The 3,626-nt window shown below is 61.6% G+C and carries 3 protein-coding genes and 1 pseudogene; 3 read left to right on the forward strand and 1 reads right to left on the reverse strand.

What is annotated here, in order from left to right:
• Positions 1 to 277: pseudogene (locus QOC89_RS11350) on the forward strand (hypothetical protein); the annotation flags it as partial.
• A gap of 655 nt (positions 278 to 932) precedes the next feature.
• On the opposite strand, the gene QOC89_RS11355 reads toward QOC89_RS11350, so the two are convergent.
• Entirely contained in the window at positions 933 to 1,268 is a 336-nt protein-coding gene (locus tag QOC89_RS11355; protein WP_323045103.1) for a MarR family transcriptional regulator, read from the reverse strand.
• Between QOC89_RS11355 and QOC89_RS11360 the strand changes: the two genes are divergently transcribed.
• Together QOC89_RS11360 and QOC89_RS11365 are read left to right on the forward strand one after the other, a co-directional pair.
• Positions 1,261 to 2,382: an IS630 family transposase gene (locus QOC89_RS11360; protein ID WP_323045104.1), complete on the forward strand. Its 1,122-nt coding sequence runs from the start codon at positions 1,261 to 1,263 to the stop codon at positions 2,380 to 2,382. The genes QOC89_RS11355 and QOC89_RS11360 overlap by 8 nt on opposite strands.
• Positions 2,383 to 2,926: 544 nt before the next feature.
• A complete protein-coding gene (locus QOC89_RS11365) occupies positions 2,927 to 3,565 on the forward strand; it encodes a hypothetical protein (RefSeq protein ID WP_323045105.1) in 639 nt (212 codons plus the stop codon).
• Positions 3,566 to 3,626 lie beyond the last annotated feature (61 nt).

The following is a 3,626-nucleotide window of genomic DNA, read 5'->3' on the forward strand; positions in this document are numbered from 1 at the left end:
CAGGATCAGCGGAATCCGCATCGTAGCCGCCTTCGCCCTCGCCGCCGCCGGAGTCCAGATGGGCAGCGCGTTCATGGCATGCCCCGAGACAGCCGTCTCCGCTTTGCATCGGGAGGCCCAGAAAAACGCGAGTGTTTGGCTGCGCTTAACGCTGAGAATTGCCAAGAGTCTCACTTGGCGCTTTAGTAAACCTGAGATACTTGCCATACGAAATTTCACAAATGCAGCAATTGTGACTGGCTATGGTAGCTCTCTGTTTTCAGACAATAAAGTCTGATTGCGGCCGACCGCCGCGCCACCAATATTGCCGTAACGTTGCATGATTCGCTGTCTCACGCATCGTGCAATAAAACGAAGATTTGTCTCAAGTCTAACCGCAGTTCCTGTCTCGGGCTAAGTCTAAGGCATTCAAATACAATGCCCCATAGTCTCAGCGTTAAGTGCAGCGTGACACTCACTGAACGGGTTCCTTCAGGAAGTCCGGCGAATCTGGTTCAACTGCCTCAAGCGGCGGAGCCAGAAGAACCGACGCATGGGCTGGGACTGGTTCGAGGCTCTGACCGCGCGCTTGCCCTTGCCGCCACCCCGGATCACTCACCCATGGGCACCACGAGCGGCACAATGCGGGTGACTTCCGGGAAGAGCCGGGTGCGGGAAAGCCGCCTGCCCGGATCCGTGAGGGCGAAGCCGAATGGCCTAGCCTCGACCACAACCCGGCGCAGAGCGGCCAGATTGACGTCGCTGCCGACGCGAACACGGCTGCCATCGGGCAGTGAGATCTCGATCAGACCCGAACGTGACGGCAGGCGGGTTGTAGCAGGCCCTAGTACCCAGAATCGCTGGAGCGCGACACACAGGTAGCGTCGGCTCATCGGCCGACGGCAGCGCTTCAGCCCTGTTAGTCCCGACTCATGGTTCAGTGATAGTGGGTACTAGTACCTCGTCCCAGTGGTTTTGACCGGTTGAGTATGGGGCCGATTTAGCTCGGGTAAGGCGGAGCGTTCGAGCAGGACTGCGATGCTCCGCGGGACCCCTGGCTGGCGTGAAATCAACCCCGCCCTCTCGAGGCTGAGCACCATCTGATGAACGGTCGGTGGCGTAACGCGGAAGAACCGCATCATGTCTGCTTCCGCTGGGGGGCACCCGTTCACCAGCGTATAGGCGTGAATGAACGCCAGATACTGGCCCTGCCTATGGGTGAAATCTGGTCGCGAATCAGCGGCTCGATTCATCTTGGTTCTCGACAACGGGGGATCAACGATGAACATACGCTACCGGGTCGATCTGAGCGAAACGGAGCGGGCGCAACTCACGGCATTGCTCAACGGCGGCAAACATGCGGCGCGCAAAATCAAGCGTGCCCAAATCCTGCTGGCGGCCGACGCTGGTGTCAGCGACGACGTGATCGCCAGCAGCCTTTCGGTTGGCGGATCGACGGTCTACCGAACCAAGCGGCGCTTCGTCCAAGGCAACCTGGAGCTGGCGCTCAGCGAGGAGGCCCGCCCTGGGGCGGCGCGCAAGCTATCTGGCAAGGAAACGGCGTTGCTGATTGCCACGGCCTGCTCCGACCCGCCCGAGGGACGCAAGCGCTGGACGCTGGACCTTCTGGCCGACGCAATGGTCCGGCTGACGGCGCATGAGGATCTGTCGCGCGAGACAGTGCGCCGACGCCTCGCCGAGGACGATCTGAAGCCGTGGCGACGGGACATGTGGTGCATTCCGCAGATCGACGGCACCTATGTCGCACGGATGGAGGACGTGCTCGATCTCTACGCCGAAGAGGCTGATCCGAAGCGTCCGGTGGTGTGCTTCGACGAAAGCCCGACGCAGTTGATCGGCGAGGTGCGTGACCCGATCCCGGCCGAGGCGGGTCAGCCGGAGCGTTACGACTATGAATACTGCCGTAATGGCACGGCCAATCTGTTCGTGTTTCTCGATGCGCACAGGTCCTGGCGCCATGTGAAGGTGACGGATCAGCGAACGGCGCAAGATTTTGCTGCCTGCATGCGCGATTTGTCCGATATCCACTATCCGGATGCGGAGCAGATCCGCGTCGTGATGGACAATCTTTCAACCCACACCGCTGGGGCGCTTTACGAGACATTCCCGGCACAAGAAGCCCATCGCATCCTTCAGCGCCTGGAGTTCCACTACACACCCAAGCACGCCAGTTGGTTGAACATGGTGGAAATCGAGATCGGCGTGTTGCGCGGGCAGTGCCTGGATCGGCGCATCGCTGATCGCGAACTGCTTCATGCCGAAGTCCAAGCTTGGCAGAGGCAGCGCAATGCGTCCGGCGCACGCATCACGTGGAAGTTCACGACCCAGAAGGCGCGCGACAAGCTGGCCCGAGCCTATCCCGACACCACCAAAGAGTCATAATCACTGTGACGAGGTACTAGCTAGCGGCGCGCAGGCGGGCCGGAGCGGCCGCCGGTCTGGCCGCTTTGTTTGCGCCGTTGGCGATCTTGCCGACAGTACAGTTCGGCACGTCCGAGGCGGAGGACGCTCGATGCAGCAAGCTGTTGGAAGAGGCGCGCGCGCAGGCCGCGAGTAAGCCGCCGCCCGCTTCCGTGCCAAGCTCCCACGGGGAGAAACTCGCACCGCCCGCACGCTAGCGTTCCTGTCTGCCCGTCGGGCCGATTCCGGCAAGCTTCTTCCGAGCATCTATGGGGATCACCGCGCGGTCATGGCTTTATCGCGCTGCAGACTGAGACCGGCTTACAAACGTATGAAACTCTTACGCACCTAGTTCCGTTAAGGCCCACGCAGGTAAGACCTCGCGACCAACTTCCGGTTGCGGAGGCATCGCCGCTAGGGGCGGTCAACAACTGGAGGAAACGAATATGGGTCGCGGAATCCTACTTTGGCTTATCGGTGTGCCTATCCCGATCATCATCCTTCTCGCGCTGATCTGGCATTGACCATGGCCATTTCATCGCAAACGGTCCTCGACCGAAGTCCCGTCGGCGGCAATGAATCGTCGTTGTCCGCCGTTAGCTGGGCAGCGATTGTCGCGGGCACCGTCGCCGCCATCGCTCTTGCCATTGTTCTCACGTCGCTCGGGGCTGGTCTTGGCCTCACCTCGGTGTCGGCATGGCCCAACGCGGGTGCTTCGGCCACAACCTTCACGATCAGTGCGGGCATCGGCCTTATCGTGGTGCAGTGGTTATCTTCGGCCCTCGGTGGTTTCGTTACGGGGCGCCTCCGCACTAAATGGACCGGTCTTCACACGCATGAGGTCTTCTTCCGCGATACGGCTCATGGCTTCTTGTCATGGGCGCTCGCGACCATCCTCGGGACCCTTCTCCTGGCGGCGGCGGCATCATCGATCGTAGGCGGCGGTGTTCGCGTTGCATCGACCGCTGCCGGCGGCGCGGCACAAGCTGCGGCGTCCAGCGTCTCGGGCTATGCGGTCGACGGGCTCTTCCGCTCGGATCGTATTGACGCCTCGACCAGCACGCAGGATGCCGCCGCGCAGGCGACCCGCATCCTGGCGAATGGCGTCAGGAACGGCGACGTTCCTCCCGCCCATCAGTCGTTTCCCGTTAATCTCCGACAGTAGACCGCGATCGCGCATCAATTATCCAAGCCGCATCAGCCGCTCCAACCCGGTCGCACTGCCG

The organism is Paraburkholderia sp. (assembly GCF_034668105.1).
Classification (GTDB): Bacteria; Pseudomonadota; Gammaproteobacteria; order Burkholderiales; family Burkholderiaceae; genus Paraburkholderia.